General features: G+C 70.4%; 20 protein-coding genes and 1 pseudogene. 10 read left to right on the top strand and 11 right to left on the bottom strand.

Going from position 1 to position 22,098, the window contains the following annotated elements:
* Positions 1 to 160: 160 nt before the first annotated feature.
* The gene (locus IPK24_20830; protein ID MBK8077933.1) at positions 161 to 613 is read right to left on the bottom strand and encodes a hypothetical protein; all 453 of its coding nucleotides are present in this window, start codon (positions 611 to 613) and stop codon (positions 161 to 163) included.
* Positions 614 to 641: 28 nt separating this feature from the next.
* Here IPK24_20830 and IPK24_20825 point away from each other — a divergent pair, with 28 nt between their 5' ends.
* Positions 642 to 1,583: a hydroxymethylglutaryl-CoA lyase gene (locus IPK24_20825; GenBank protein ID MBK8077932.1), complete on the top strand. Its 942-nt coding sequence runs from the start codon at positions 642 to 644 to the stop codon at positions 1,581 to 1,583.
* Between the two features lie 4 nt (positions 1,584 to 1,587).
* On the opposite strand, the gene IPK24_20820 is transcribed toward IPK24_20825, so the two are convergent.
* Entirely contained in the window at positions 1,588 to 1,968 is a 381-nt protein-coding gene (locus tag IPK24_20820; GenBank protein ID MBK8077931.1) for a hypothetical protein, read from the bottom strand.
* 158 nt (positions 1,969 to 2,126) lie between these two features.
* Between IPK24_20820 and IPK24_20815 the strand changes: the two are divergent.
* Both IPK24_20815 and IPK24_20810 read left to right on the top strand, forming a co-directional pair.
* Positions 2,127 to 2,971, top strand: a pseudogene (locus tag IPK24_20815) (Fpg/Nei family DNA glycosylase).
* A 119-nt stretch (positions 2,972 to 3,090) separates the two neighbouring features.
* Positions 3,091 to 4,941 (top strand): S9 family peptidase, encoded by a 1,851-nt coding sequence (locus IPK24_20810; GenBank protein ID MBK8077930.1) that lies wholly within the window; start codon positions 3,091 to 3,093, stop codon positions 4,939 to 4,941.
* Between the two features lie 30 nt (positions 4,942 to 4,971).
* Here the strand turns inward: IPK24_20810 and IPK24_20805 are convergent, their stop codons facing one another.
* From IPK24_20805 to IPK24_20780, 6 genes are all read right to left on the bottom strand, one after another.
* Positions 4,972 to 5,763 carry a hypothetical protein gene (locus IPK24_20805; GenBank protein ID MBK8077929.1) on the bottom strand — a complete coding sequence of 264 codons (792 nt, stop codon included), beginning with the start codon at positions 5,761 to 5,763 and terminating at the stop codon, positions 4,972 to 4,974.
* Between the two features lie 109 nt (positions 5,764 to 5,872).
* Positions 5,873 to 6,607 (bottom strand): DNA alkylation repair protein, encoded by a 735-nt coding sequence (locus IPK24_20800; protein ID MBK8077928.1) that lies wholly within the window; start codon positions 6,605 to 6,607, stop codon positions 5,873 to 5,875.
* Positions 6,608 to 6,689: 82 nt separating this feature from the next.
* Positions 6,690 to 7,118, bottom strand: coding sequence for a VOC family protein (locus tag IPK24_20795; protein ID MBK8077927.1), 429 nt, complete (start codon positions 7,116 to 7,118; stop codon positions 6,690 to 6,692).
* Positions 7,119 to 7,167: 49 nt separating this feature from the next.
* Positions 7,168 to 7,692, bottom strand: a complete 525-nt coding sequence (locus IPK24_20790; protein ID MBK8077926.1) for a helix-turn-helix transcriptional regulator — start codon at positions 7,690 to 7,692, stop codon at positions 7,168 to 7,170.
* A 3-nt stretch (positions 7,693 to 7,695) separates the two neighbouring features.
* Complete coding sequence (locus tag IPK24_20785) at positions 7,696 to 8,781, bottom strand: hypothetical protein (GenBank protein ID MBK8077925.1); 1,086 nt, start codon at positions 8,779 to 8,781, stop codon at positions 7,696 to 7,698.
* A gap of 162 nt (positions 8,782 to 8,943) precedes the next feature.
* Positions 8,944 to 10,449 (bottom strand): PucR family transcriptional regulator ligand-binding domain-containing protein, encoded by a 1,506-nt coding sequence (locus IPK24_20780; GenBank protein ID MBK8077924.1) that lies wholly within the window; start codon positions 10,447 to 10,449, stop codon positions 8,944 to 8,946.
* Positions 10,450 to 10,600: 151 nt separating this feature from the next.
* Here IPK24_20780 and IPK24_20775 point away from each other — a divergent pair, with 151 nt between their 5' ends.
* Entirely contained in the window at positions 10,601 to 11,782 is a 1,182-nt protein-coding gene (locus IPK24_20775) for a CoA transferase (protein ID MBK8077923.1), read from the top strand.
* Positions 11,779 to 12,975, top strand: coding sequence for an acyl-CoA dehydrogenase family protein (locus IPK24_20770; GenBank protein ID MBK8077922.1), 1,197 nt, complete (start codon positions 11,779 to 11,781; stop codon positions 12,973 to 12,975). The genes IPK24_20775 and IPK24_20770 overlap by 4 nt, the downstream gene beginning before the upstream one ends.
* 187 nt (positions 12,976 to 13,162) lie before the next feature.
* Here the strand turns inward: IPK24_20770 and IPK24_20765 are convergent, their stop codons facing one another.
* Positions 13,163 to 13,927 carry a fumarylacetoacetate hydrolase family protein gene (locus IPK24_20765; GenBank protein MBK8077921.1) on the bottom strand — a complete coding sequence of 255 codons (765 nt, stop codon included), beginning with the start codon at positions 13,925 to 13,927 and terminating at the stop codon, positions 13,163 to 13,165.
* Positions 13,928 to 14,107: 180 nt separating this feature from the next.
* Between IPK24_20765 and IPK24_20760 the strand changes: the two genes are divergently transcribed.
* Positions 14,108 to 15,274, top strand: coding sequence for a serine hydrolase (locus IPK24_20760; GenBank protein MBK8077920.1), 1,167 nt, complete (start codon positions 14,108 to 14,110; stop codon positions 15,272 to 15,274).
* A 25-nt stretch (positions 15,275 to 15,299) separates the two neighbouring features.
* Here the strand turns inward: IPK24_20760 and IPK24_20755 are convergent, their stop codons facing one another.
* Both IPK24_20755 and IPK24_20750 read right to left on the bottom strand, forming a co-directional pair.
* Positions 15,300 to 17,021, bottom strand: coding sequence for a biotin carboxylase (locus tag IPK24_20755; GenBank protein MBK8077919.1), 1,722 nt, complete (start codon positions 17,019 to 17,021; stop codon positions 15,300 to 15,302).
* Between the two features lie 120 nt (positions 17,022 to 17,141).
* Positions 17,142 to 18,275 carry a serine hydrolase gene (locus IPK24_20750; protein ID MBK8077918.1) on the bottom strand — a complete coding sequence of 378 codons (1,134 nt, stop codon included), beginning with the start codon at positions 18,273 to 18,275 and terminating at the stop codon, positions 17,142 to 17,144.
* A 286-nt stretch (positions 18,276 to 18,561) separates the two neighbouring features.
* Between IPK24_20750 and IPK24_20745 the strand changes: the two genes are divergently transcribed.
* The 4 genes from IPK24_20745 to IPK24_20730 are packed head-to-tail and all read left to right on the top strand — an operon-like array spanning position 18,562 to position 22,065.
* The gene (locus tag IPK24_20745; GenBank protein ID MBK8077917.1) at positions 18,562 to 19,578 is read left to right on the top strand and encodes a tripartite tricarboxylate transporter substrate binding protein BugD; all 1,017 of its coding nucleotides are present in this window, start codon (positions 18,562 to 18,564) and stop codon (positions 19,576 to 19,578) included.
* A 16-nt stretch (positions 19,579 to 19,594) separates the two neighbouring features.
* Entirely contained in the window at positions 19,595 to 20,113 is a 519-nt protein-coding gene (locus IPK24_20740; GenBank protein MBK8077916.1) for a tripartite tricarboxylate transporter TctB family protein, read from the top strand.
* Between the two features lie 4 nt (positions 20,114 to 20,117).
* Positions 20,118 to 21,614, top strand: a complete 1,497-nt coding sequence (locus IPK24_20735; protein ID MBK8077915.1) for a tripartite tricarboxylate transporter permease — start codon at positions 20,118 to 20,120, stop codon at positions 21,612 to 21,614.
* Positions 21,615 to 21,657: 43 nt separating this feature from the next.
* A complete protein-coding gene (locus IPK24_20730; protein MBK8077914.1) occupies positions 21,658 to 22,065 on the top strand; it encodes a universal stress protein in 408 nt (135 codons plus the stop codon).
* Positions 22,066 to 22,098: the final 33 nt, after the last annotated feature.

The following is a 22,098-nucleotide window of genomic DNA, read 5'->3' as shown; positions in this document are numbered from 1 at the left end:
CCCCCCCCCCCCCCCCCCCCCGCCCCGCCCCGCCGCGCCCAATCCCCGGTGAGCGCAATGTCACGTCACGCTCGTCTGGCGAGTGCAACGTGACATTGCGCTCGTGGGGGACGAGCGTGACGTGAGGGGACGGCGCCGCCACGCTCACGTGGGGTGAGATTCAGCTCTCGGCGGGGGCCAGCCACGCTCGTGTGGACGGCGCCACGGTCAGGGCGGTGCCCAGGACGGCGAGCACGGCGACGGCCAGCAGGGTCGCGGTGCGACCGCTCACATCACGGGCACCGAGCCAGGTGAGGGCGAGCGGGGGCAGCAGGTGAGCCAGCAGCGAGAGCACCGTGGCCGACGTCCGGCGTCGCGCGCGCAGGGCGAGCCATGCCGTCAGATCGATCACGCCCACGACGCCCGCCCCGGCCGCCACCAGCAGCAACACGGCGATCGCCAGGTCGCTCCAGTCACCCGAGGTGCGGTTCAGCCAGGTGATGCCCGCTCCGATCAACGCCAGCCCGGCGAGGATTATGGCGGTGGCCGTCTCGACCAGCAACAGCGCCGACAGCGCGCGCACGGTGGCGGGACGAACCCGGGTCGAGCCGGCCGAGCCCGTCGAGGTGGTCATCTGCCGAGCATGCCAGCACAGTGGTGCCATGAGTGTGTTCGCTGAGCAGCCTCGCCGAATCGAGATCGTCGAGGTGGGTCCGCGCGACGGACTGCAGAACGAGGCGGCCGTCCTCACGACCGAGACCAAGGTGGAGCTGATCCGTCGCGCGCTGGCGGCCGGCGTGCGGCGCATCGAGGCCGTCAGCTTCGTGCACCCTCGGCTGGTGCCGCAGATGGCCGACGCCGAGGCCGTCATGGCAGCGGTGCGTGCCCCCGAGTTCTGGCACGACGTGCCCCACCGGGACGAGGTGGCCCTCATCGGGCTGGTGCTCAACCCGCGCGGGTTCGACCGCGCGCAGGCGGCCGGGGTCGACGAGGTCAACGTGGTGGTCTCGGCCAGCGAGGGCTTCGCGCAGCGCAACCAGAACGCCTCCCGGGCAGACCTGCTGGATGCCGCGGCCGACATCGCGGGCCGGGCGCGGGACGCCGGCCTGGCGGCGTCCGTGGTGATCACCACCTGCTTCGGGTGCCCGTTCGACGGCAAGGTGGCGCCGGGCGAGGTGCTGGACGTCGTCCGCTCGCTCGTGGCGTCCGGCTACCGCGAGATCGCGATCGCCGACACGATCGGGGTCGGGGTGCCGGCGCAGGTACGCGAGCTGGTCGAGGGGATCCGGTCGATCGATGCCGGCGTCGGGCTGCGGGCGCACTTCCACAACACCCGCAACACCGGCTATGCCAACGCCCTCGCCGCCGTGGAGGCGGGGGTCGAGGTGCTCGACGCGTCGATCGGCGGCATCGGCGGTTGCCCGTTCGCGCCCGATGCCACCGGCAACATCGCCACCGAGGACCTGCAGTACCTGTTGCAGCGCAGCGGGTTCGAGACCGGGCTCGAGCTGAGCGCCCTGGCCGATGCCGGCACCTGGATCGGCGAGCGGTTGGGTCGTCCGACTCCGGCACTGCTCGGGCGGGCGGGTGACTTCCCGCGCTGAGCCCTCAGCCGCCCGACTCGGCAGCCGGGGTGCGACCGCGCAGCGGCCGATCGCGTGGCACCAGTCCGAGGGATTCGATGAGCTCGCCCACTCGCACGTGCTGCATCCGTCCATCGGTGGTGACCAGGTCGCCCAACCGGGCGGCCGGAACCAGGATCTGCCCCGGGAACAGGTCGTCGAACACCGCCGCCAGACGAGTGAGTGGCATCTGCGAGGCCGTGAAATCGACGAAAAGCTCGGGGTCGGGGGCCTGTCGCAGCGCGAGTTTCGCCAGCGGCGGCAGGGTGATGTTCTCGCACCAGCACTCGCATCCGGCGAGATCGGAGATGCAGGCGCAGCCGAATTCGCACGAGATCCCGCAACCGTCCAGTTCACATTCGGGCATGCCCCACCCCCGCAGGAATTCGGATCCGACCGGCGACCCCCGCCGTCCTGATGACGCTACCCGCGACCTGCTCCGGCGCAATCGGACTCGGCCCACCCGAGAGTCGCGTTTCGCTGGCTGCGCGCCTCGACCCGCACGCGGCGTGAGAGGCTCACGCCATGCCCGAAGGTCACACCTTGCACGCGCTGGCTCGCGACCTGGACACCGCCTTCGCCGGCAGCGCACCGCAGGTGACCAGCCCCCAGGGCCGCTTCGCCGAGGGCGCCGCGCTGCTGGACGGGCATGCGGTCATGCGCGCCGAGGCGCACGGCAAGCACCTGCTGATCGCGTTCGACCACGACCTGTACCTCAACGTGCACCTCGGCCTGATCGGCAAGTTCTCGGTGACCCGGTTCGCCCGTCCGTTGCCCCGGCCGGCCTGGGACGACATTCCGCGCACCGGCCAGATCCGGCTGCGGCTGGTCAACGAGTGTCATGTGGCCGACCTGCGGGGGCCGACATTGTGCGCGGTGATCACGTCCGAGGAGGCCGCGGCGGTGCGCGGGCGGCTCGGGCCGGACCCGTTGCAGCCGGACGCCGACCCCGAGCTCGCCTGGACCCGGATCCAGCGCAGCCGACGCAGCATCGCCGAACTGCTGATGGACCAGTCGATCATCGCCGGCGTCGGCAACGTCTATCGCTGCGAGGTGTTGTTCCGGTTGCGGCTGAGCCCGTTCACCCCCGGGGCCGAGCTCCGGCGGCGCAGCTGGCAGGCGATCTGGGCGGATCTGGTCGACCTGATGCCGCTGGGGGTCGCCTCGGGCCGCATCATCACCGTGCCGGACGACGTCGCGGCCGCCCGAGCCGAGCTCGCCGCCACCGGACGCATCGGCCCCGGCGACCGCGCGTCGTCCGTCTACAAGCGGCAGTCGAGGCCTGCCCGGTGTGCGGCTCCACCCTTCGCACCCAGCTGGTCGCGGGCCGCAACCTGTTCTGGTGCGGCCGCTGCCAACGCCGCCACTGAACCCGCTCATGCTCCGCAGGTGACGGCTCGATGCCGATGAAAACGTTGCCAATGCGTCAGCTGCGGAGCATGAGCGGTCACCTGCGGAGCATCAGCGGGTTTCGCACTAGGGTCGGCGGATGGCCCTTCCTGAGCTGATCCAGCGGTCGGTGTTGTTCGGCAACCCGGACCATCTCGCACCCACGGTGTCCCCCGACGGCAGCCAGCTCGGCTGGGTCGCCCCCGAGGACGGCGTGCTCAACGTCTGGGTGGCCCCGCGCGACAACCCCGGGCAGGCCCGGGCCATCACCCACGACCGCGACCGCGGCGTGCGCGAATTCCTGTTCTGCCACGACGACCGGCACCTGATCTACGCCCAGGATCGCGATGGCGACGAGAACTGGCGGCTCTACCTGCTCGATCTGACCACGGACGCCGAGGCCCGGCTGATCACCCCGGGCGACGGCATCCAGGCGCGCATCCTCGGGCACAACCGCTGGAACCCCACGGCCGTGCTGATCGCGCTCAACAACCGGATGCCGCAGCTGCACGACGTCCACCGGCTCGACCTGACCTCGGGCGAGCTGACGCTGGTCGCCGAGAACCCCGGGTTCATCGAGTGGCTGGTCGACACCGACCTGGCACTGCGCGGCGGCACCACGATGGCGCCGGACGGCTCGGCCACCGTGCACCTCGGCTCACCGGACGCCCCGGCCGGCGACTACCAGCCCTACCTCGAGATCCCGCCGGACGACGCGGGCAACACCGGCGTGCTCGGCTTCACCCGCAGCGGGGCGCTGTTGGTGCTGTCGAGTGTCGGCGTCAACGCGACCCGGCTGGAGCGCCACGACCTGGCCACCGGGGCGCGCGCCGTCCTGGCTTCCGACGAGGCCTACGACATCGGCGGGGTCTGGCAGGACCCGGCAACGCTCGAGGTACAGGCGGTCGAGGTGCTCCGGGCGCGCCAGGACGTGCAGTTGCTGGACGACGCGCTGGCCGTTCATCTCGACCGGTTACGAGCCCTCGGCGAAGGCGACCTCCACATCGGACGGCGCGAGCGCAGCGGTCGCTGGTGGATGGTCAGCATCGCCCCCAGCGACGGACCGATCGCCTACCACCTCTACGACGCCGAGTCGGGGCAGAGCCAGTTCCTGTTCCCGCACCGAAAGCAGTTGGCGGCGTTGGCTTCTGGGACGCTGGCGCCGATGGAGCCGTTCTCGTTCACCGCCCGTGACGGGCTCGAGGTGCACGGGTACCTCACGTTCCCGCCGGGGGTCGAGCGCAGCGGGCTGCCCGCCGTCCTCAATGTGCACGGCGGGCCGTGGGCACGTGACCTGTGGGGATTCCACACCGAGGCGCAGTGGCTGGCCAACCGCGGGTACGTCTGTGTGCAGGTGAACTTCCGCTCCTCGACCGGGTACGGCAAGGCATTCCTCAACGCCGGTGACAAGCAGTGGGGTCTGGCGATGCAGGACGACCTCACCGATGCGGTCGAGCACGTGATCGCGCAGGGCTGGGTCGATCGCGAGCGGGTCGGCATCTACGGCGGTTCGTACGGTGGCTATGCCGTGCTGGCCGGCGCCGTGTTCACCCCGGACCTGTACCGCTGCGGCATCGACATCGTCGGCCCCTCGAACCTGCTGACCCTGCTCGCCTCGGTGCCGGAGTACTGGAAGCCGCTGATCGCGATGATGCACCAGCGCGTCGGCAACCCGGAGACCGAACCCGAACTGCTGCAGGCGGCCTCACCCCTGAGTCACGTCGACAAGATCCGGATTCCGCTGTTGGTGGTGCAGGGCGCCAACGACCCCCGGGTCAAGCAGGCCGAGGCCGAGCAGATCGTCGCGGCGCTGACCGAGAAGGGCCTGCCGCACGAGTACCTGCTGTTCGAGGACGAGGGTCACGGTCTGGTCAAGCCCGAGAACCGCGAACGGATGTACGCCGCGGCCGAGGCCTTCCTGGCCGAACACCTGGGTGGCCGGGTGCAATGACGCGTGCAGTCATCGGGCCGTTGACCGGCATCACGGAGCCTGCACCGGATCGATGACGACCGCGCAGGGGTGCCATCGCGAGACCTCGGCGGCCACCGCCCGCAGGTGCGCCAGCTCGTCGTCCGAGGTGTGCACGGCGGCGATCCATCGATCCCGGTCGGCACGGGCCAACCGGCCGAGCAGGGCACGCACCTGGCGCCCGACCGGACTCTCGTCGACGTCGATGACCCAGGTCTGGTCGCGGTAGAGATAGCCGACCGGGCCGTCCGGGCCGTCGAAGCGCAGCTGGGGCAGCGGACGGGGGCTGCGCTGCTGAGATCGGTACACGTCGACCTGCAGCGGGGTGAGCAGGCTGATCGGATCGACCTGCTGCCGCTGGTAGGGCACGCGTCCCAGCAGCAGCAAGGCGGCGTAGTCGCGACAGGCGGGTCGGTCCTCCGGCCAGGGTTCGACCCGTTCGCGCAGCAGGGTGTCGACCCGGTGCTCGACCGCCGCACGCTCGACCGGGTGCAGCTGGTCGAGCGCTGCCCGAGCCCGCGCGGCCGCCTCGTCCACCCGCATCGCCACGCGCACCGTGACCGGTCCGTACGGCCAGCCACCCCCGCCGCGGCGACGATCCTGCAATGCCACCAGGGCCACCGCTCGCACCTCGACCACCCGGCGATGGCCGGCGTGCTCGCGCACGACGGGGGCGTCGTCGTCCAGCAGGGGCAGCAGGTACTCGTCGGCGCCGAGGTGCTCGGTCCACTCGGAGATGCCCCGGACCCGTTGCTCCGCCGAGGCCGCCGTGAGCAGCCCGGCGAAGAAGACGCTCAGATCCATCGGGGAACCTGTTGTGCGGTGGCCATGGCGCGAGAATGGCAGCGGACGATCAGCACGACATCAGTACCAGCCCAACCCGCCCCGGGGAACAGAACCGGGCGGCTCGCGATCACCGGCGGTAGGCCGCCAGAATGGCGTCGCGGTCTGCCGGGGACAGGTACCTGACCGCCTCGCGGACGGTCACTCCGCTCGCCCGGTGCGCCCGAGGGAGCAGCCAGTCGTGCACGACGTCCGGGCGTTGCCGAGACGTGGCGCGCAGCACCCAGCCGATGGCCTTGCGGATGAAGAACTCTCGCTCGTCGAGCATCGCGTCGGCGTACCGCAGGAAACGCGCCAGGTCACCGCGGCCGGCACCCAGCGGACGCAGGTGAGCCAGTAGTGCGCTGCGCCGGATCCAGAAATCGCCGTCGGCGGCCCACCGGTCGAGCACCTCGTCGGCCCAGGGCTGATCGTCCAGCAGCGCACTGCCGACGTCGGCGGCCAACAGGTCGAGCAGTGCCCAGGTGCGCGAGTCGCGCAGGAGTCGTTCCAGCAGAAAGAGATCCGAAGGACCCAGGAGCTTCAAACGGCTCGACAACAGGACGGTCGCCAGAAACCGCCGCTCGTGCACCGGCGCAGCGGCCGGCTCGTCCCACAGCAGGGTGACGACGTCCACCAGCTCGTCGTGACCGAGGTCCGGATGGGCTCTCAGGAACGCGCGGGCCGTCGTCCGCAGCGCCGGTACCCGCACGCCGTAGTGCACCAGCGTGCTCTTGAGGTACCGTCGCTCGGCCTCGGCCCGCTCGGGCCGACCGGCGTCACGGATCTCGGCGTCGATCGCCGCAACCTGCTGGGCGACGTCCATCGGATCACGCTAGCCGACCGGCTCGATCGTCTGGGTCGGACGTCTGGGTCGGACGTCAGGGTCGAACCTCAGCGGCTGAACCTCACGCGCCGAACGAGGGGTTGAGCTGGCTCAGCCGCAGGTTGTTGCCCGACGGGTCACGGAACCCGCAGTCGATGCCGTAGGGCTGCTGCTGCGGCGGCTCGGTGAAGGGGACGCCGCGCGCGGACATCTCCTCGTAGGACTTCTGGCAGTCGTCGGTGGTCAGGAAGACCGTGCCGGCCATGCCCTTGCCCATCAGATCGCGGATCGCGGCACCGGTGGCCTCGTCGGCCATCGGCGGGCCGGGGATCGCCATGAGCACGATGGCGATGTCGCTCTGCCCGGGAGGGCTGACGGTGAGCCAGCGGAAGTTGCCCATCTCGGGCACCGTCACGTCGGTCTGGACCTCCATGCCGACCTTCTCGGTGTAGAAGGCCAGGGCCTCGTCCTGGTCGTGAACCCACAGTTGGGCCGTGGCAATGCGGATCATCGAAACTCCTCGATTGGGGGTGGACCGTTCCAGAGCTCAGTTCTACGGGTCAGCCGGACGCCGCGTCTTCTCGAAACGTGCGCACCTCGCGCGAGGTCCGGATCACCGGCCGGCCGTAGACCCGCAGCACGCAGGCCGGCACCCGCGCCAGGCTGGTGGCGGGCGGGTAGGCAGCGCGGTAGGCCGTCGGAGTGCTGCCGAACATCCGGCTGAAGCTGGAGGTGAACGAGCCCACGCTGGTCAGCCCCACCGTGACGCAGATCCGCGCGACCGGCCAGTCCGTGGTGCGCAGCAGGGTGGCGGCCCGCTCGAGCCGACGACTCAGCAGGTACTGGTGCGGGCTCTCGCCGAAGGCGCGCTTGAACTGCCGGCTGAAGTGCGCCGCCGACAGCATCGCCGCGGCAGCCATGTCGGCCACCGTGATCTCGTCGGCGTAGCGCGCGTCGGCCAGGTCCTTGGCGCGCACCAGGTGCCGGCTGGGCGGCAGGGACGACGACGCGCTCACCCGATCGAGTCTGCCAGCCGATACGCCTCCTCGCGCATGCGCGAAGTACCGAGAGGTGGACGACCCCATGGATCAGGTTCCGGTGGCAATCACTGCCTGGCTGGTCGAGCCGGAACAGATAGCAGCGCCAGGAGTCACGTAGCTGGACCTCTCATAGACCGCACGATAGGCGCCACGGCCGGCGCGCAGTCGCACCAGGAGCGACCAGCGCCCACTACGACGGACGGCAACGGAGGAGACCGTCTGCCACGGGTCGCGACCCGCTCGATATTGAATCAGGAGTCCCGCCCACGCCGGGCACAGCTCCACGCCGATCGCCGATCCGGCCAACGGCAACAGTCGTCCGGTGCGACCCTGCCGCACGGTGCTACCCGCCGAGATCAGAGGCTGGCGTGTGGGCGCAGCCACCTCCACCCGGTCGAGAGTGGCGCGGGCCGGGGTCCCGTTGACGCCGCCAGGTATCGGGTCCGACCAGAGGGTCACCACGCTGGAGGCGGCGGTCCGCCTGATCGAGAACCGACCCGCGCCATCCGTGGGCACCAACGGCTCGTCATCGGGTCCTTCGTATTCCTGACGACCGCACCGTGCCTGCGGACACAGACTCACCTTTGCCGGCACGCCGGCACGCGAGTCCGAGTCGATCACACGCCCCGACAGGACGTAGGCGGAATTGCCCGAGACCGCGCGCGGCGCCACCGTCGTGACGAGACGAGGCTGGTGCATGCCCACCACCGTGTACGACGCGGGTACCTGCTGTTGGCTGACGATGAGTGGACGAGCCATGGAGTCACACGCGGCGATCATCGTGACCTGATGGGTGCCTGAGCTCGTCGAGCCCACCCGGTAGGGCAGCGCCCACTCGCTGTCGGATCCGTCGGTGCGGACATGGCTGGCGTAGTCGAAGGGCGACACGCTCCCGCCCCAACAATCGCCGACGCCTACCACGGTGGGGACAACCGAGCTCCGCAGCCGAATGGTCACGGTGACCACCGCCGCTTCAAACCCTGACAGCGTCACCATGGCGGGGCTGACCGAGAGCTCCAGCACCTCGACGGTGTCCGCCGCCTTGGCCGGCGCCGCACCACCCCCGAGACCCCAGGTGATCGCCAGAGCTGCCGCCGCAACCGCGGACTTCCATCGTGGTGTCGAAACCCCCATGATCGACACGCTAGACACTGATTGATCATGAAGTGATCGCCTGTCCGGACTCGCCGAGATCGCCGCGAGTGTGCCGCCTCGACCCGATGTGGCACAGGCTTCGTCGCGTTCACCACCGATGTCGGTGGTCAACTCGACGAACCCCTGGCGAGGGGACGCGAGTCAGGCGTGGCCGGTGGCGCGCAGGGCGAGCCACACATGGGCAGCCGTGTCGGGGTCGTCCAGGTCCGCGGCGGCTACCCGTGACGCCGTGGCGATGCGCTGACGCAGCGTATTGCGATGCACCCCAAGGGTTTTCGCCGCCTGCTCCCAGTTTCCGCGATGCCCCAGGTACGCAGCAACAGCCGGCACCAGCGGCGCGCGCCGGTATGCCACCAGTCGGGCCAGCTGGTCGCGCGCCACCACCTCGACGTCTGCCGATGCCGCTCCGGCGGTCGTCACCGCGATCTCACCGGGCGCAGCACCGGCGAGGGCGGTGCGCAGCGGGTCGATCGGTACCGATCCGAGCGGCGCGACGGGCGAGCCCACCGCTCTCAGGCCGGGGGCCGCGCCGTCCCGCAGCCGACGCAGCGCCCGTTCGGCCGGCTCGGTCACGCCGTCCGGCACCAGCAGCACCAGCATGTCGCGGTCGGCCCAGGCCCAGAGCCGGCGCAGGACGCCGCCGCGCTCCTCCTCGAGCCGGTCGAGCACCTCGTCACTGGTCAACGGGTCGGCGCCGGCCACCAGCGTCAGCCGCACCTGATGGGGCAGCGCGTCCTCGCCGAGCTGGGCGGCCAGCTCCCGCGCCGCCTCGACCCGTCCGGCGAGCACCAGCCGGACGACGCACGCCCGCTCGGCTCGTCGGGCCGCAGTGCGCGCCAGGCCGTAGTCGAGGACCGCCGACAGCAAGGTGCACGCGGTCAGCACCACGCCGCGATCCGGGCTGCGGATCGGCCGCTCGCACCCGATCGCGACGAACCCGACCAACGCCGACGGCCCACCACCCCCGGCCGGGGCGACGGTGCGGGTCAGCGGGTGCACGATCACGTCGTCCCCGTCGAGGGAGAACGTCGCCGACGCGTGCGGGCCGGCGGCGCGCAACCGCTCGACGTCCCCCCGCAGCCGCACCGCCACGGCGTGCCGGCGTCGGGGCCAGACCTCGATCAGCTCGCCGTCCGGGCCGAGTCGCGCCGCCCAGCCCTGCACCGAATTCGCCAGCACCCGCACCACCGCCGACACCGGGTTGCGGGTTGTGGCCGCCCGGGCCAGGTCGCGGTGCGCGCCCAGGGCAGCGCTCAGTTCGGCGTGTCCGGCGGCGGTCAGCAGCGACCAATACGCCCTGGTCACGGCCAGGAACGGCGTCGGGATCGGCACTACGAGCAGCGGCAGACCCGCTGCGGCGCAGGCCGCGGCCAGCGCCGGTGGCACCTGGTCGTGCACCGGCCCGAGCCCGATCGCCAACCCGGCCAGTCCCCGTTCGGCCAATCGGGTGGCGTAGGCGCGAGCCTGCGTCACCTGCCCGGTCAGCCCCAGCCCCGTGGTCAACAGCAGCTCGCCACCGTCCAGGTACGGGGTGGGGTCGAGCAGCTCGCTGACGTGCACCGCGCTGACCTCGGCGTCAAGCCTGGTCGAGGCAGGATCGCCCACCGGGATCAGGTCACCGGGCAGGGCGCGAACGAGTCGGCGCAAGCTGGGCATGATGTGTGCAGAGTATCCATTGACTGAGTGATCACGGCCAGAACATCCACAGACAACCCGGACGCCGACCGCCTACCGTGGCAGCGTGAGCGCCGCTCCCCTCGATCCTGCCTCCCCCGACGCCGGCCACCCCCTGGACGGCGTGCTGGTCGCCGACTTCAGCCGGGTGCTGGCCGGGCCACTGGCCACCATGACCCTGGCCGACCTCGGCGCCCGAGTGATCAAGGTGGAGCGCCCCGGGGTGGGCGACGAGACCCGGGCCTGGGGCCCGCCGTACTCGACCCACCCACCCCAGGCCAGCACCTACTTCGAGTCGATCAACCGCACCAAGGAGTCGGTGACCCTCGATCTGGGTGACACCTCCGACGGCGGCGATCGCGCCCTGGCGTTCGAGCTGGCCCGGCGCGCCGACGTGGTGATCTCGAACTTCAAGCCCGGCACCATGCAGCGGCTCGGCCTCGGCTACGACCAGGTTCGCGCGGTCAACCCGGGCGTGATCTATTGCGAGATCAGCGGTTTCGGCTCCGGCGCGGGGGCCGACCTGCTGGGCTACGACTTCGTGGTGCAGGCGGTCGGCGGTTTGATGAGCATCACCGGCGCCCCGGGTGAGCCCACCAAGGCCGGGGTGGCGCTGGTCGACGTGCTCACCGGCAAGGACGCCACCATCGGCATCCTGGCCGCGCTGACCGCCCGTGCCCGCACCGGACGCGGTGAGCGCATCGAGGTCGCCCTGCTCACCTCGTCCCTGGCGGCGATGGTCAACCAGGCTCAGGGCGCCCTCGAGACCGGGCGCGCGCCCTCCGGCATGGGCAACCGGCACCCGAGCATCGCGCCGTACGAGACGTTGCACTGCAAGGACGCGCTGATCGCCATAGCCTGCGGCAACGACGGCCAATTCGCCCGGCTGGCAGAGGTTCTCGGCGAACCGACGCTGGCTACCGAGCCCGACTTCGCCACCAATGCCGCCCGGGTGGCTCACCGTGACGCGCTGAGCGAGCGACTCGAGGCGTTGCTGTCCACCGACACCGCCGATGCCTGGGTGCTGGCGTGCACGGCAGCCGGCGTCCCGGCGGGACGTGTCGGCACCATCCTGGACGGCGTCGCGCTGGCCGAGCGGCTCGGCCTCGACCCGGTCGTCGACGTCGCCCCTGATGACTCCCCGCGCACTCCTCAGGTGCGGCACCCGGTGCGCTGGACCAGTTATCGCACCGCCGTACCCACCCCGCCACCGGCCCTGGGCGAGCACGATGCCGCCGTCCGCGCCTGGCTGCGCACGCCATCCGACGACGCAGATTCCACCACCGAGACGAGAGCGAACCGATGAAGACCTCCGCCCCCCGCAGCATCAATCCGCACGACCTGGCCGACATCGACGCCATGCTCACCGCCGACGAGAAGGCAGTGCGCGACGCCGTCCGGCAGGTCTGCGACGACGCAGTCGAGCCGCACATCGCCGAGTGGTACGAGCGCGGCGAACTGCCCACCGCGCGCGAGTTGGCGAAGGAGTTCGGCAAGGTCGGCCTGCTGGGCATGCACCTGGAGGGGTACGGCTGCGCGGGCATGAGCGCGGTCGACTACGGCCTGGCCTGCCTCGAACTCGAGGCCACCGACTCGGGCATTCGCAGCCTGGTGTCGGTGCAGGGGTCGCTGGCGATGTTCGCGATCTGGCGCTGGGGCAGCGAGGAGCAGAAGCAGGAGTGGCTGCCCCGCATGGCCTCCGGTGAGGCGATCGGCTGCTTCGGCCTGACCGAGCCCGACGCCGGATCCGACCCGGCGTCGATGCGGACCAGTGCCCGCCGCGACGGCGACGACTGGGTGCTGGACGGCGCCAAGATGTGGATCACCAACGGCTCGATCGCCGACGTGGCCGTGGTGTGGGCCAACGCCGGTGAGCAGAACGGCGGCATCCGGGGCTTCGTCGTCCCGACCGCGACGCCCGGGTTCTCGGCGCCGAAGATCAAGCACAAGATGTCGTTGCGCGCCTCGGTGACCAGCGAGCTGGTGCTCGAGGGAGTGCGGCTGCCGGGGACGGCGGTGCTGCCCGAGGTACGCGGACTGAAGGGTCCGCTGTCGTGCCTGAACGAGGCCCGGTTCGGCATCGTCTGGGGAGCCCTGGGTGCCGGACGGTCGGCCCTCGAGGCAGCGCGGCGATACTCGATGGAGCGCGAGCAGTTCGGCAAGCCGATCGCGAGCTTCCAGCTGACCCAGGCCAAGCTGGCGAACATGGCCGTGGAGCTGATCAACGGTCAGCTGCTGGCGCTGCACCTGGGCCGACGCAAGGACGAGGTCGGCCTGCGCCCCGACCAGGTCAGCCTGGGCAAGTACAACAACGTCACCAAGTCACTCGAGATCTGCCGGACGGCGCGAACCATCCTGGGCGCCAACGGCATCAGCGGGGAGTTCCCGGTGATGCGCCACGCCAACAACCTGGAGTCGGTGCTGACCTACGAGGGCACCGTCGAGATGCACACCCTGATGATCGGCCAAGCCCTCACCGGCATCTCCGCCTACCGCTGACCGACACGACACCCCGAGAACCGGCTCATGCTCCGCAGGTGACGCGTCTAGACGCCAAATGAGGTCTGAAATGCGTCCGCCGCGGAGCATGGACGGTCACCTGCGGAGCATGAGCAGGTTTGGAGCATGCGCAGGTTGCTGCATGAGCAGGGCTGGCTCGAGCGGGTTGGGGCACGCGGGGTCCGGCTCAACGGGTCAGCGCGACCGAGGCGACCTCGCCGAACCGCGACACCGCGCCGTCCCCCACCGGGACGGCGACCGCCGCCGTCAGGCCACCCGTGATCACCACCGATCCAGCGGGAGCCTGCAGCCCCCGGTCGGCGAGATGATCCCGAAGCCAGGCCAGCGCCGTCCACGGTGATCCCATCGCCGCCGCGGTCGTCGCCTCCGAGACCACCTCACCCACGGTCAGCTGCACTGCGAGGTCGTCCACGGCGTCCAGCGGGATCACCTCGCCCAGCACCACGTACGCGGCCGAGGACCCGTCGGCGGTGTTGTCGGCCAACGTGAAGCGGTAGTCCCGCCAGGTGCTGTCGACCACTTCCAGCGCCGCCCGCGCCTCGACCACCACCGATCGCACATCCTCGACGGACGCCTCACCGACCAGGTCGGAACCGAGCACGAGGGCCACCTCAGGCTCGACCCGAGGGTGACGCACGTCGTCCGGCAACTGCGCCGGCACACCCTCGGACGAACGCAGGATCATCGCGTCCGTGAGCGGCCCGCTGTTCGGTTCCGCGATGCCCATCTGGGTGCGCATCGCCGCCGAGGTGTACCCGAGCTTCCACCCGGCAGCCCGCTCGCCCCGGGCCAGCCGACGCCGGTGCAACTCCTCCTGCACCGTGTACGCCGCGGCGAGATCGAGCCCACCCGCACTCAGGCTGGGCGGATCGAGCAGCACCCCGTCACGCCGCGCGGTCCAGATCCGCTCGGCCCACACCTGCACCGTCATCGCACGCCCGCCGCGCCAGTCATCGCGCCAGTCTGCCGCCCACCGGCCCGAGACGGCGACCCGCCGGCCGGATAGGATCCGTTCGTGTCCGAACCAACGCGCGAACTCCCCGTGGAGCATCCCTACTACCAGCCCGAGCCCGGTACGGCCTGGGCTCAGGTGGATGCCTGGAGCGGGGTGATGCCGCCCGGACGACCCTTGATCACGCTGGCCAACTGGCAGGAGGCGCCCAACCAGGAGTGGGCCTTCCAGCACATGCGCGAGCTGATGCCCAGCCACGTCATCGACGGCACCGACACACCCCGCCCGCTGGCCGTGCAGCCGCAGAGCCTGGGTGCCATCGCGGTCGAGACGCCGTCCGGCCCGACCACGGTGGACGACGTCGTCGAGACCACCGACACCGACGGCTTCCTGGTGATCCATCGCGGCGAGGTCCTCGACGAGCGCTATCGCGAGCCGATGACCGCCCGCCGCCGCCACCTGGTGATGTCGGTGACCAAGTCGGTGGTGTCGTGTGTGGCCGCCTCGCTGGCCGCTGACGGCCTGCTCGACCCCGAGGTCCCGGCCGAGACCTATGTGCCCGAGCTGAGTGGGTGCGGCTACGCCGGTGCGAGCGTGCGCACCCTGCTCGACATGCGCTCGGGCATCCGATTCCACGAGACCTACCTCGACCCGAACTCCGAGGTGCGGGTGATGGAGCGCTCGATGGGGTGGGCGCCGCGCAACCACGGCGACCCGCTGGGCATGTACCCCTACATCCTGACCGTGGCGGGCGAGCAGGAGCACGACGGGGTCTTCGTCTACCGCTCGATCGACACCGACGTGCTGGGGTGGGTCTGCGAACGTGCCGCCGGGTTGCGCATGGCCGACCTGATCAGCACGCGGGTGTGGCAACCGATCGGCGCCTATCACGACGCCGAGATCTCGGTCGACCCGCTGGGGTCGGCGATCCACGACGGTGGCCTCTCGGCCACTGTGCGCGACCTCGGCCGGTTCGGGCTGATGCTGCTGGACGGCGGCGCCGTCGGCTCGCGTCAGGTGATCCCGTCCTCCTGGCTCGAGACGGCGCTCGCGCCGCCCGCCGACGTCCGGGATGCCTTCGCGCGCAGCGAGAACGAGCCCTACCTGCCCGGTGGCTGGTACCGGAACCAGTTCTGGTTCATCCCCGGGGACGCCGGGCCGATCCTGCTCTGCCTGGGCATCCACGGACAGATGGTCTACGTCGAGCCGTCGACCCAGACCGTGGGGGTCAAACTGTCGTCCTGGCCGCTGCCGCAGGACTCCGCTCGACTGCAGTCGAGCATCGCCGCCTTCCGCGCGATCGCCCGCACCCTCGCGTCGTCCTGAACGCGTTCGGCGCCGGCGCACCGGGTCATTTCAGGTAGGCGAGGTGACTGATCGGTCGTGCCTGGCGGCGGATCGGCGAGGTCTCGTACTCCGCGTGGATGCCGTCGATGAAGTTGCGGCACTTGTCGGTGAGTTCGTTGTCCTCGGTCTGCATCCGCGCCTTGGACACCAGGATCCCGAGGTCGGCGCCCTTGAACAGGTACGACCCGGAGCCGTACACCCGCAGGAAGAACGCCTCGTCCGCATCGGCCAGGTAGTGCCAGTCCAGGGTGTTGCGCAGGTACTGCAGCGAACCATCACTGCGCATTCGGTAGATGCCGGTCTCCGGCGCCCGGTCGATCCGGCGGACCTCGGGGTCGGAGGTCTTCATGATCAGTTGACTCCAGACGTCCACCGCCGCCAGCTCGAGCCACCGCTCGTTGATCTCGTCGATGTCCACGTCGTAGTCGACATCGAGGAATTCCAGCAGGTGGAACAGGAACAGCGGGACGTCGGCATAGGCGCCGGCCGTCACGTTCGTCATCGAGCTGGCCCCGGAGATCCGCGGGTTCAGCTCGCCGAGATACACCTCGTCGGTCTCGAGATCGACCAGGACGTCGACCTCGAAGAAGCCGCGATAGCCCTCCTTGCGCAACCGGTCACCCAGGCGGCGAACATGCCGGACGGCGCGCGCTCGCTGCTCGGGGTTCAGGGCCTCGGGGTACAGGTCGTTGCCACACCATCCGCCGCGGTACGGCGTCAGCTCGCCGAAGCCGGTCAGGTCGGTCATGAACGGCCCGACGATGGTGCCGTGCCGGGTGTTGACCGCCTCGACGGCGATCGCCCGGTTGGTGATCCGCTTCATGAGCTTGATCTGTTCGCCGACCACCTCGGTGGCGCAGCGGTTCCAGTCGGCACGTGAGGCCACGAAGAACGTGGTCTTGCCCGAGTCGCCATAGGCGGTCTGCAACACCAGGTCTCGCCCCAGCCCGGCCTTCTGCGACTGGGCGATCAGGTCCTCCCAGGACTCCACCGTGGTCAGCACGTTGGGCACGCTGGGCGCCCCGGCCTCCTCACCGAGCCGGGTTGTGGTGATCTTCGAGTCCAGGTGGGTGCGCAGCGCGTGGGACGGCAGGATCAGGTCGTAACCCGCTTCGGCACAGATCATCTCGGTCTGCTCGTCGAAGAACACCATGGCGATCTTCGGGCGGTCACCCGGGCGATGCACCTGCGCCGCAATGTGTTCGCGGACAGCGGGGTGGGTGAGCAGGTAGTTGTTGATGTCCTCGCCGCTGGTGAACTCCTCGTGCGCGATCTCCGCAGGGGCGAACACGCGGGGGTGGTAGCCGTCCCAGGAGTCGTAGTAGGTGATGAACGAGAAGTTGCGCACCCACCGGTCGACCCCGAGCAGGTTGAACGCCGTCGGGCCGATGAAGAAGATCGGGGTCTCATTGGTGCGGAAGAAGGTCCGCACCTCCGACATGTTGCGCAGGTGCGGCCGGGAGGCCCTGGCCGACTTGCCGCCCCTCACCGCGCGCTCCGACGGCGGCAGCTTCGACGCCTTGGCCACCTTCGACCCCTTGGCTGCCTTGGCTGCCTTGGACACCTTGGCTGCCTTGGACACCTTGGCTGCCTTCGATTCCACGGCAGCCTTCGATTCCTTGGCCTTGCCCGACGCGGCGGCCTTGGCGGACTTCTTGCCCGGGGACGCCGCGCCGTGGGCAGCACGCTTCGACGGGCCGTGCTTCTTCGCTGCCTTGCTCGACATCCGGTCTTCCCTTCGCGCGGACGGGCGCGGTCATCTTGCCCGAACCGGACCTTCCCCGGCAGGGGTTGTCGACAGATTCGCGTGCACTCGACCCCGGCTGCCCACCGGTTGGACCAGGGATCAACCGTGCAGGGACAGTCCCCGGCCCGAGGGTTCGGCCAGCGCCTCCACCGCGGCCAGGGCCACGGCCAGCCCGGTGTCGAACCGTTGCGGGTCCTGCGGGGTCGGCCAACTCGACAGCAGCACCACGACCACCCCGGACTCGCCGTCGACCAGCACCAGCTGACCGTGCACGCCCAGACAGAGCAGTCGCGGGCGACCCGGCTGCACCACCCAGAACTGGTTTCGATACAACCCGTTCGGCGGCAACGGCGCATCCGGCCCGAGAGTGGCCTCCACCCGGTGGCGGAACGCCGCCACGGAGTCGGCCTGCCCGGTGCAGGTGTCCCGCACGAAGCCCTCGGGCAGCACCTGCTCGTCCCCGACCGCCCCGCCGTCCAGCAGCAGGGCGCCGAACCGGGCGACGTCGCGCGGCACCAGCGCCAACCCGCCCGAGGCCAGCGCGCACCCCGCCGGGTCGACCTCGAACCGCCCGTCGGCCTCGACGCCGATCGGCGCGAGCAGGCGCCGACCCACCAACTCGGGCAGCGGCGTTCCGGTGACGGCCTCGATCACCCAGCCCAGCACCTCGGTGTCGGCCGAACGGTAGGCGAACGGTCCCCCTGAGGCCGCCGTCCGATCGATCGTCGCCAACCAGGCCCGCACCGAGGCCGGCACCTCTGGCACGTCAGGCACGCCGTCCGGCCACCAGCCACAGATCCGACCCAGGACGGCGAGCTCGCCCGCCGCGTCGTCGTAGGACTCGCGGTAGTCCCCGCCCGTGCGCATGTCGAGCAGGTCGCGCACGGTGGCGGACCGGTACCCGCCACCGGCCAACTCCGGCACGTACCCGGACGCCGCGGCGTCCGGGTCCAGCAGTCCCTCCGCGATCACCATGCCGGCGAGGCAGCCGACCACCGACTTGGTCACCGAGTGCAGCGGGTGCAACGCGTGCTCCACGTCCGGATGGCGGTAGTCCTCGCAGACCAGCGCCCCCTCGTGCAGCACCAGGAAGGCGTCGGCGCCCGTCACCCGCAATGCCTCGCCGAGCCCCACCTCGCCGACCAGTTCGGTACTCACCGGCAGCGCGGACAGGTCCGGCGCAGCGGCCGACCGACGCAACGGCCGCGCCGCACCGCCTCGCCGCACCGTCACGGATCCCACCTCGGGGAACCTACCCCCGGTGCCCACCGGACCATCGCGCCGCCCGGCCAGCCGGCCTCGCCCCCGCGCCGTCCGGCCGACGCAAGATCGGCCAAATCGATATGTACAGCCTCTTGGCGCACAAACCGGATGATCGGAATACTCGACCTGAACATCACATGACAGCCATATCGGGTCATTGATGATCTGAACGGCAGGGTTCGAGTGGTCAGGTTCCGACGAAGGAGCGCGATCCATCATGATGCCGTCCTCCCCACACACCTCGACTCGCACGTCGATGCGCCGCGGCCGGGCAACGGTCACCCTGGCCGCGGCGGCTCTCGCCCTGACCGCCTGTGGCGGGTCCAGCGACTCCGCAGGCTCCGGCGGCTCCGGGGGCGGGGCGGAGGGGTACCCGAAGGGGCCGGTCACCATCGTGGTTCCGTTCTCGGCCGGTGGGCCGACCGACACGGTGACCCGGTTGATCGCCGAACCGATGAGCACGGCGCTCGGTAAGCAGGTCATCGTGCAGAACGTCGAGGGCGCCGGCGGCACCCTGGGCGCCGCCGAGGTGGCCTCGGCCAAGAACGACGGGCAGAAGCTGCTGCTGCACCACATCGGCATGTCCACCGCGCCGTCGCTCTACCCGAATCTGCCGTACAAGCCGCTGGAGAGCTTCGCCACGATCGGCCTGGTCACCAATGTGCCGATGACGATCATCGCGAAGAAGGACTTCCCGCCGTCCACGCTCGCCGACCTCGCCACCTACGTGAAGGCCAACGCCGACAAGGTCACCTACGCCCACGCCGGCATCGGCGCCGCCTCGCAGCTGTGCGGGCTGCTGATCGAGAAGTCCTTCGGGGTGGATCTGACCGAGGTGCCCTACAAGGGCACGGGGCCGGCGATGACCGACCTGGTCGGCGGCCAGGTCGACTTCATGTGCGACCAGACCACGAACACCACCCCGCAGATCAAGGCCGGCAAGGTCAAGGCCTACGCGGTCACCACCGCCGAGCGGGTGAAGAGCCTGCCCGACATCCCGACCACGACCGAGGGCGGCATGGCCGACCTGAAGGTGGGGGTCTGGCACGGCCTCTACGCGCCGGCCGGCACCGACCCGGCGATCATCACCAAGCTCACCGGCGCCCTGGCCACGGCATTGAAGGACCAGAAGGTGATCGACAAGATGGCCGACCTCGGCACCGCCCCGGTGCCGGCCGACCAGATCACCCCCGCGGCGCACACCGCCTACCTGAAGGCCCAACTCGACCTGTGGGGACCGGTGATCAAGGACTCCGGGGTGAAGGTCTCGTGACCGGCCGGGCACACTGATGAGTCGGCCGACCCGCGACGACCTGATCGCGGGGGCCGTCTTCATCGCCTTCGGGGTTGCCTTCGCCGCCACCGCGGCGACCTATGAGACCGGGTCGCTGCTGCGGATGGGGCCGGGCTACTTCCCGATGGTGCTGGGGATCATCCTCGCGGCGTTGGGCGTCGCCATCATCCTGACCAGGGCGCTGCTCGCGCGGCGAACCACGGGTGCCACGGCACCCGCGGGGACGACCCTGGACGGCGACGAGAACGGCGGCGAGCATGGCGGCCAGGACGGCGACGGCGTCCCCTGGGTACGCGGCCTGCTGGTGCTGGTGGCGATCATGTTCTTCGGGTTTGCCATCGCGCCGCTGGGCCTGGTGCCGGCGCTGTTGGTCGCCACCTTCCTGTCGGCACTGGCCGGCCACGGCACCCGACCGGTCAGCGCGCTCGTCATCGCCGTCGCGCTGACCGCACTGTGCGTGGTCATCTTCGTGGTGATCCTGCAGCTCGAGCTGCCCTTGATGGCGGGGAGGTAGCCGAGTGGACAACATCCTGCTGGGCATCGAGACCGCACTGACCCCGACCAACCTGCTGTTCTGCCTGATCGGCTGCATCCTCGGGACGGCGATCGGCGTGCTGCCGGGGATCGGCCCGACGGCCACGATCGCCCTGCTGCTGCCCATCACGTTCAACTTCGACCCGGTCTCCTCGATCATCATGCTCGCCGGGATCTACTACGGAGCGCAGTACGGCGGGTCCACCACGGCGATCCTGCTCAACCTGCCGGGCGAGACCTCGGCCGCGGTGACCGCGATCGACGGCTATCAGATGGCCCGCAAGGGCAGGGCCGGCCAGGCCCTGGCGACGGCGGCCCTCGGGTCGTTCTTCGCCGGCACCGTGGCCACCGTGGTGCTGGCCGCCTTCGCCCCACCGCTGGCCGAGGCGGCACTGAAGTTCGGTCCGGCCGAGTACTTCTCACTCGTCGTCCTGGGGCTGGTCGCCTCGATCTCGCTGGCCAGCGGCTCGCTGTGGAAGGCCCTGGCGATGATCGTGCTGGGCCTGCTGCTGGGCCTGATCGGCCAGGACGTCGAGTCCGGCTTCCCGCGGTTCACCTTCGGCGCCCGCGAGCTCTACGGCGGGCTGAACTTCGTCTCGCTGGCCGTCGGCATGTTCGGCGTCGCCGAGATCCTGCGCAACCTGCAGACCGGGGTGCACCGGCCGTCCATGGTGCGCGAGGTGAGCACGCTGCGGCTGAGCCGGGCCGACGTCCGGCGGATCATCGCCCCGGTGCTGCGCGGCACCGTGATGGGCTCGGCCCTGGGCATCCTGCCGGGCGGGGGCCACGTGCTGGCCTCGTTCACCTCGTACTCGGTGGAGAAGCGGGTGTCCAAACATCCGGAGGAGTTCGGGCGCGGGGCGATCGAGGGGGTGGCCGCTCCGGAGTCGGCGAACAATGCCGCCGCGCAGACCTCGTTCATCCCGTTGCTCACCCTGGGCCTGCCCGCGCACCCGGTGATGGCGCTGCTGATCGGGGCGTTCATCATCCAGGGGATCACCCCCGGACCCAACGTGATCAACGACGAGCCGGTGCTGTTCTGGGGCCTGATCGCCTCGATGTGGGTGGGCAACCTGATGCTGGTGCTGCTGAACCTGCCGCTGATCGGCATGTGGGTGAAGCTGTTGTCGATCCCCTATCGCATCCTGTTCCCGGCCATCATCGCCTTCTCGGCGATCGGCTGTTACTCGTTGGGACTCAACCGGTTCCACGTGTTCGGGATCGCGTTCTTCGCGGTGCTCGGGTACGTGCTGATCCGGGTCGGCTGTGAACCGGCACCGTTGCTGCTCGGCTTCGTGCTCGGCCCCCTGCTGGAGGAGAACTTCCGGCGCGCGATGACCATCTCGCGCGGCGACGTCAGCGTGCTGTTCACCCGGCCGATCTCACTGACCATGTTGATCATCGCGGCCGTGGCGCTGCTCGTGGCCGTGGCACCGGCGATCCGCTCGAAGCGGGAGGTCGTCTTCGCCGAGGAGGACTGAGCCGCGCCCGCGCACCCGAGCGTCCCACGGGAAGGTGAGGTACATGATCATTGTCGTCGGGTACATCCCCACGCCGGAGGGCCGGGCTGCCCTGACCGCCGCCATCGACGTGGCGCAGCTGCAACGGGCCACGGTGCTCGTGGTCAACGCCAGCCGGGGCGACGCCCCGGTCGACCCACGGTTCTCCTCCGACGAGGAGTGGGCGCAGGTACGTCGCACGCTGGCCGAATCCGGACTCGAGTTCCGGCTCCTGCAACTGCTGCAGGCCACCGAGCCCGCCGATCAGGTGCTCGAGGCCGCCCGGGAGCACTCCGCCGACCTGATCGTGCTCGGGCTGCGCCGCAGGTCGCCGGTCGGCAAACTGCTGCTCGGCAGCTCGGCCCAGCGGATCCTGCTGGAGGCCGACTGCCCGGTGTACGCGGTGAAGGCGCCGACCCTGCCCGAGCCGTGAGACGCCGGATCACTCCACCAGCCGGATCACTCC

The organism is Kineosporiaceae bacterium (assembly GCA_016713225.1).
Lineage (GTDB): Bacteria > Actinomycetota > Actinomycetes > Actinomycetales > Kineosporiaceae > JADJPO01.
The sequence above is the reverse complement of the archived record's forward strand: the minus strand, read 5'-3'. Positions and strand labels throughout refer to the sequence as shown.

Excerpts from the sequence above, each read along its gene's own strand:
- IPK24_20765 (MBK8077921.1), bottom strand. The coding sequence starts at position 13,927 with ATGACGGTGCAGGTGTGGGCCGAGCGGATCTGGACCGCGCGGCGTGAC.
- IPK24_20820 (MBK8077931.1), bottom strand. The coding sequence starts at position 1,968 with ATGCCCGAATGTGAACTGGACGGTTGCGGGATCTCGTGCGAATTCGGC.
- IPK24_20825 (MBK8077932.1), top strand. The coding sequence starts at position 642 with ATGAGTGTGTTCGCTGAGCAGCCTCGCCGAATCGAGATCGTCGAGGTG.
- IPK24_20785 (MBK8077925.1), bottom strand. The coding sequence starts at position 8,781 with ATGGGGGTTTCGACACCACGATGGAAGTCCGCGGTTGCGGCGGCAGCT.
- IPK24_20730 (MBK8077914.1), top strand. The coding sequence starts at position 21,658 with ATGATCATTGTCGTCGGGTACATCCCCACGCCGGAGGGCCGGGCTGCC.
- IPK24_20810 (MBK8077930.1), top strand. The coding sequence starts at position 3,091 with ATGGCCCTTCCTGAGCTGATCCAGCGGTCGGTGTTGTTCGGCAACCCG.
- IPK24_20770 (MBK8077922.1), top strand. The coding sequence starts at position 11,779 with ATGAAGACCTCCGCCCCCCGCAGCATCAATCCGCACGACCTGGCCGAC.
- IPK24_20790 (MBK8077926.1), bottom strand. The coding sequence starts at position 7,692 with ATGGGGTCGTCCACCTCTCGGTACTTCGCGCATGCGCGAGGAGGCGTA.
- IPK24_20760 (MBK8077920.1), top strand. The coding sequence starts at position 14,108 with ATGCCGCCCGGACGACCCTTGATCACGCTGGCCAACTGGCAGGAGGCG.
- IPK24_20830 (MBK8077933.1), bottom strand. The coding sequence starts at position 613 with ATGACCACCTCGACGGGCTCGGCCGGCTCGACCCGGGTTCGTCCCGCC.
- IPK24_20755 (MBK8077919.1), bottom strand. The coding sequence starts at position 17,021 with ATGTCGAGCAAGGCAGCGAAGAAGCACGGCCCGTCGAAGCGTGCTGCC.
- IPK24_20800 (MBK8077928.1), bottom strand. The coding sequence starts at position 6,607 with ATGGACGTCGCCCAGCAGGTTGCGGCGATCGACGCCGAGATCCGTGAC.
- IPK24_20745 (MBK8077917.1), top strand. The coding sequence starts at position 18,562 with ATGCGCCGCGGCCGGGCAACGGTCACCCTGGCCGCGGCGGCTCTCGCC.
- IPK24_20740 (MBK8077916.1), top strand. The coding sequence starts at position 19,595 with ATGAGTCGGCCGACCCGCGACGACCTGATCGCGGGGGCCGTCTTCATC.
- IPK24_20805 (MBK8077929.1), bottom strand. The coding sequence starts at position 5,763 with ATGGATCTGAGCGTCTTCTTCGCCGGGCTGCTCACGGCGGCCTCGGCG.
- IPK24_20795 (MBK8077927.1), bottom strand. The coding sequence starts at position 7,118 with ATGATCCGCATTGCCACGGCCCAACTGTGGGTTCACGACCAGGACGAG.